The organism is Cellulomonas sp. A375-1 (genome assembly GCF_001040865.1).
In the GTDB taxonomy this organism is placed as follows: domain Bacteria; phylum Actinomycetota; class Actinomycetes; order Actinomycetales; family Cellulomonadaceae; genus Cellulomonas; species Cellulomonas gelida.
In genome coordinates this window covers 1-5,175 of the sequence record NZ_LFKW01000035.1, presented here as the reverse complement: position 1 = coordinate 5,175, position 5,175 = coordinate 1, and the positions used below count along the sequence as shown (strand labels likewise).

The 5,175-nt window shown below is 74.2% G+C and carries 5 protein-coding genes and 1 pseudogene; 5 read left to right on the top strand and 1 reads right to left on the bottom strand.

Translation table 11 applies throughout. From position 1 onward, the window contains the following. From CWIS_RS17915 to CWIS_RS03815, 4 genes and pseudogenes are all read left to right on the top strand, one after another. Nucleotides 1-156, top strand: a pseudogene (locus CWIS_RS17915) (ATP-binding protein); the annotation flags it as partial. Continuing rightward, the gene (gene dprA, locus CWIS_RS03825) at nucleotides 153-1,373 is read left to right on the top strand and encodes a DNA-processing protein DprA (protein ID WP_048341922.1); all 1,221 of its coding nucleotides are present in this window, start codon (nucleotides 153-155) and stop codon (nucleotides 1,371-1,373) included. The pseudogene CWIS_RS17915 and the gene dprA, both read left to right, overlap by 4 nt. A 143-nt stretch (nucleotides 1,374-1,516) precedes the next feature. Next, on the top strand, nucleotides 1,517-2,437 hold the full coding sequence (locus tag CWIS_RS03820; RefSeq protein WP_048341921.1) for a tyrosine recombinase XerC: 921 nt from the start codon (nucleotides 1,517-1,519) through the stop codon (nucleotides 2,435-2,437). 12 nt (nucleotides 2,438-2,449) lie between these two features. Then, a complete protein-coding gene (locus CWIS_RS03815; protein WP_174773433.1) occupies nucleotides 2,450-3,421 on the top strand; it encodes a FliA/WhiG family RNA polymerase sigma factor in 972 nt (323 codons plus the stop codon). A 30-nt stretch (nucleotides 3,422-3,451) separates the two neighbouring features. Here CWIS_RS03815 and CWIS_RS17910 read toward each other — a convergent pair whose 3' ends face one another. After that, entirely contained in the window at nucleotides 3,452-4,102 is a 651-nt protein-coding gene (locus tag CWIS_RS17910) for a murein hydrolase activator EnvC (protein WP_082156193.1), read from the bottom strand. A gap of 423 nt (nucleotides 4,103-4,525) precedes the next feature. On the opposite strand from CWIS_RS17910, the gene rpsB reads away from it, so the two are divergent. Continuing rightward, nucleotides 4,526-5,175, top strand: a 650-nt coding sequence (gene rpsB / locus CWIS_RS03805) for a 30S ribosomal protein S2 (protein ID WP_048341920.1), incomplete at its 3' end; no start/stop codon positions are given.

The following is a 5,175-nucleotide window of genomic DNA, read 5'->3' as shown; positions in this document are numbered from 1 at the left end:
GACCGCGCGGTCGACCGCGGCACGTTGAGCCGACGCGGTGCGGACCGTGTGCTCCGCGTCGCGTGGACGCTGGCCGATCTCGCGGGCCGTACCGCGCCCGGGCGCTCGGACGTGGGCCGGGCCCTGGCGCTGCGGACCCGGGGCCGTGGGGCATGAGCGTGCACCACGAGGCGGGCGGGACGCCCGTCGTCGACGAGCAGGAGCGGTGGGCGCGCGCGGCCTGGAGCGCGCTCGCCGAGCCGGGCGACGTCGTGGCGGGCGCGCTGCTCGCCCAGCTCGGCGCCGTGCAGGCGTGGCAGTGGGTCGTCGACTCCGCAGCGGGACTCGTCGACGTCCCCGCGCGGGCTGCGCCCACGGGCGACGCGCCGGCGCGTCTCGTGCGGGCCGTGGAGCGCTGGGCGCCTCGGATGACGCGCCTGGCCGCCGAGGGCTGGTCGGTGCACCGTCCGCCGCCGAACGGGGTGTCCCACGTGCGGGTCCTGGTCCCCGGTGATCGCGAGTGGCCCGCCGGGCTCGACGACCTCGGCGCCGCGGCACCCGCGTGCCTGTGGCTGCGCGGGGATCCGGCCGCCGCGCGCTGGCCGAGCACCGGTCGTGCCCGGACGGCAGCGCTCGTCGGGGCACGCGCCGCGACGGCCTACGGCGAACGCGTCGCGATCGACCTGGCCGCGGGGCTGGTCGACGCCGGGTTCGTCGTGGTGTCCGGTGGCGCGTACGGCGTCGACGCTGCTGCGCACCGCGGTGCGCTGGCGAGCGGCGGGCGCACGCTCGTCGTGGTCGCCGGGGGCGTGGACCGCGCGTACCCGGCGGGCAACGTCAGGCTGATCGAGGAGGCGGTCGCGAGCGGGGGAGCAGTCGTGGGCGAGGTGCCGCCGGGCAGCCTGCCCACGCGCAGCCGGTTCCTGCAGCGCAACCGACTGATCGCCGCACTCGGGGCCGCAACCGTCGTCGTCGAGGCGGCCTGGCGCTCGGGCGCGCTGAGCACCGCGAACCACGCGGCGCGCCTGAACCGGCCCGTGGGTGCGGTGCCGGGACCCGTGACGTCGATGGCGTCGGCGGGCTGTCACCGGCTGCTGCGGGAGGGCGTCGCGACGTGCGTGACGGATGCGGCGGAGGTCGTGGAGCTGGCCGGCGCGCTCGGCGCCGACCTCGCACCAGAGCCTCGCGTGGCGGCGCGGGGCCTGGACGGTGTGGACGCTCTGGGCCGACGCGTCCACGACGCTCTGGGAACGCGCACGGCGCGCCCCACGGCCGAGGTGGCACGGGTGGCGGGGGTCACCACGACGGAGGCGATCGAGGCCCTCGGATCGCTCGAGCTGGCCGGTCTCGCGCGGCATGAGGGGTCCGGATGGCGCGCGGAGGGTGTGACCTGAGCAACTGCTGCGGGTGAAATGCGCGGCGATCCGAGAGAAATGTCCGACTCAATTCGGACAATCGCCTGACAAACGCCCACCGTTAGGCCGGACAGGTGAATGTGAGACTTGTTCGGCGCGTCGAAAACCGTCACGGTATCCGCATGGACGTGGCCGAGATCACCGCACAGGCGCCGGCTCGCGCGCGCCTGCTCGCGGACTACTCGGCCCATCTGACCCACGTGCGCGGCCTGTCGCCCCATACCGTACGGGCCTATCTGGGGGACATCGACGCGCTGCTGCGCCACGCGGCACGGCACGGTGCTCACGACCTCGCGGACGTCGATCTCGCGATGCTGCGCTCGTGGCTCGGTGCCATGGCCGCGCACGAGAGCAGCCGGGCGACCCTCGCACGTCGCGGCGCGAGTGCGCGGGCGTTCTTCTCCTGGGCCGCGCGTACCGGGCTGATCGCGACCGACCCGTCGCTGCGTCTGGCCCCCGCCCGCGCCGGCGCGCCCCTGCCGGTCGTCCTCTCGCAGGACGCCGCGCGCCGCGCGCTCGACGCGCTCGCTGGGCAGGCCGACCCCGCGTCCCCGTTGACCGTGCGGGACTGGGCGATCCTCGAGGTCCTCTACGGGACGGGGGTGCGGGTCGGAGAGCTGTGCGGCGCGGACGTCGTGGACGTGGACCTCGCGCAGCGGACCTTGCGTGTCACGGGCAAGGGCGACAAGCAGCGCGTCGTGCCGTTCGGCGTTCCCGCTGCACGTGCGCTCGACGCGTGGCTGCGCGTGCGCTCCACGCTCGCCGCCTCCGACGACGCGTTGTTCGTCGGAGCCCGCGGTCACCGGATCGACCAGCGTCAGGTGCGCACCGTCGTGCACCGTGCGACCGCTGCGACCGGGGTCGACCTCGCGCCCCACGGGATGCGCCACTCCGCGGCGACCCACCTGCTGGAAGGCGGATCGGACCTGCGCAGCGTGCAGGAGATCCTCGGCCACGCCAGCCTCACGACCACCCAGCGCTACACCCACGTATCCGCCGAGCGGCTTCGCTCGGCCTACGCGCAGGCTCACCCGAGAGCCTGAGGACGGACGACCATGAGCATCCACGTGGACACCACGCCCGCGCTGCGCGCGGTCGGCCAGGGCAACGCCGCCCCGGCCGGCACGATCCCGCAGCAGCGTGGTCTGCTCGTCGCCGAGGTGGACGACGTCGTCCCCGGTGTCGCGCTCGACGACGAGCCCGAGATCGAGCTCGCCGCGGTCGTCGTGCTCCCTGAGGTCCCGAGCCAGCGCGGTGCGCAGCCTGCGCCCGAGGTCACCGAGCTGTGGGTGGCGTACAAGGCGACGGGGGAGCGCGTTCACCGCGACGCCCTGATCCTGCACTACGCGTCGCTCGTCACGGCCGTCGCCGGCCGGGTCGGCATGCGCCTGCCCGCGACGGTCGAGCAGGCCGACCTGGTCTCCTACGGCATGTTCGGCCTCATCGACGCGATCGAGAAGTACCAGCTCGACCGCTCGGTGAAGTTCGAGTCGTACGCGTCGTCGCGCATCCGCGGCGCGATCATCGACGAGCTCCGCGCGATGGACTGGGTGCCGCGCTCGGTGCGGACCAAGGCCCGCTCGCTCGACCGTGCGTTCGCCGAGCTCGAGGCGACGCTGCACCGCGCACCGAACGAGGCGGAGCTCGCGGCGCACCTCGGCGTGCCCGTCTCGGACCTGCGTGCGGTGTGCTCACAGCTGTCCACCTCGAACCTCGCGGCGCTCGACGAGCTCCTGGGCGGCGAGGACCGGGCAGGCGGGGTGTCGCTGGGCGACACGCTCTGCGACGACCGCATCATGGACCCGGCCGGCACGCTCGCGGACGCGGAGACGGCGCACCTGCTGTCGCGTGCCATCGAGCAGCTCGGCGAGCGTGAGCGGATCGTCGTCGTCCTCTACTACTACGAGGGCATGACGCTCGCGGAGATCGGTCGGGTGCTCGGGGTGACCGAGTCGCGCATCTCGCAGATGCACACGGCGGCGATGACGCGGCTGCGCACGCGGCTGACGGAGGCCGAGCGCTACTGACCGTCGCCGGCAGCGGCCGCAGCGCGGGGGTCACCCCGGCAGCAGCACGACCGGCCCGGCTGGTCCGACGAGCGAGAGCGGGTCGACGTACCGCGTCGGCGCCGTCCGCACGCCCCAGTGCAGGCAGGTGACCGGCGCGCAGTGCCCCGCCGCGTCCACCACCCCGACGCCCGCGCCCCGGGCGACGCGCGTCCCGACCGCGACGGACGGTCGCACGGGTTCGAGGCTCGACGTGAGCCCGTCGTCGTGCCGCACCGTCACGACACCTCGCCCCGCGACGTCGCCCGCGAACGCGACGACCCCCGCCTGCGGGGCGACCACCGGCCCGCCCGGCACGACGGCGAGGTCGACCCCGCGGTGCCCGGCCGACCACGGCTGCGGGGGCGGCTCGAACGCCCGCACGACGTGGGTGCCCGGGGCGGGCAGCACGTAGCGCGCCGCCTCCGCCGCGCGTGCCGGTCCCGCGTCCGCGGTGGCCTCTGCCGGGGCCGCCCGGGCGGGCGCCGGTGCGCACGCGGCCGGTGCGAGCAGCAGGAACGTCAGCAGCAGGCGGCCCAGGAGCGGTCGACCCGGGAGCGGTCGACCCGGGAGTGCGCGGTGCAGGAGCGGTCGACCAGGGAGCGCGCGGCGGGAGGACGAACGGCTGCGCGGGGCTGGTGGTCGGGTGGACGTCGGCGGCATCCGTCGAGCGTGCCCGGGCGGCGCCGCACGCCGTGCCGCGAACCTGCGCTCCTGTGGACGCGTGCCGGACCGACGAGGGCTGGGGGCGGGTCGTCGCGCGACGTGTTCTGAGAGGCGACGGGAGCACGCGACCGGAGCAGGCGGCGCCTCGTCCACGACCACGGCGAGGGTGGGCTAGACTTCTGGCGCGACCGGTGAGAGCCGGTCGACTTCGCGCGCCATCATTCCTGAGGTCCGACCTCGGGGGCGTGCCCGTACAGGTCCGTGAGCGCCGGGTGACCGGGACTCACGGTGCGGGCCGTCGTGGCGCCAGGGGCACCGGCATCCGCCGGCGCCGACAAACCGCATCGCGGGAGCGCACCACGTGCCGCTCTCGCTCGACGTGCGGGCCGCTCGCTGCGGCTCGCCACGGAAGGAAGTGCCATGGCCGTCGTGACCATGCGCCAGCTGCTCGAGAGCGGTGTCCACTTCGGGCACCAGACTCGCCGCTGGAACCCCAAGATGAAGCGCTTCATCTTCACCGAGCGCAACGGCATCTACATCGTCGATCTGCAGCAGTCGCTGACCTACATCGACCGCGCGTACGACTTCGTCTCCCAGACGGTCGCCCACGGCGGGACGATCCTGTTCGTCGGCACCAAGAAGCAGGCGCAGGAGCCCGTCGCCGAGCAGGCCGCGCGCGTCGGCATGCCCTACGTCAACCAGCGTTGGCTCGGTGGCATGCTCACCAACTTCTCGACCATCCACAAGCGGCTCCAGCGCCTCAAGGAGCTCGAGCAGATCGACTTCGACGACGTCGCGGCCTCGGGCCTGACGAAGAAGGAGCTGCTCGTCCTGCGTCGCGAGAAGGACAAGCTCGCGAAGACGCTCGGCGGCATCCGTGACATGGCCAAGGTCCCCTCGGCCGTGTGGATCGTCGACACGAACAAGGAGCACCTCGCGGTCGACGAGGCGCGCAAGCTGGGCATCCCGGTCGTCGCGATCCTCGACACGAACTGCGACCCCGACGTCGTGGACTACCCGATCCCGGGCAACGACGACGCCATCCGCGCCGTGCAGCTGCTCACCCGCGT

What these genes read in the sequence shown, in the direction of transcription:
- CWIS_RS03820 (WP_048341921.1), top strand. Translation starts at nt 1,517, where the DNA reads ATGGACGTGGCCGAGATCACCGCACAGGCGCCGGCTCGCGCGCGCCTG.
- CWIS_RS17910 (WP_082156193.1), bottom strand. Translation starts at nt 4,102, where the DNA reads ATGCCGCCGACGTCCACCCGACCACCAGCCCCGCGCAGCCGTTCGTCC.
- CWIS_RS03815 (WP_174773433.1), top strand. Translation starts at nt 2,450, where the DNA reads ATGAGCATCCACGTGGACACCACGCCCGCGCTGCGCGCGGTCGGCCAG.
- dprA (WP_048341922.1), top strand. Translation starts at nt 153, where the DNA reads ATGAGCGTGCACCACGAGGCGGGCGGGACGCCCGTCGTCGACGAGCAG.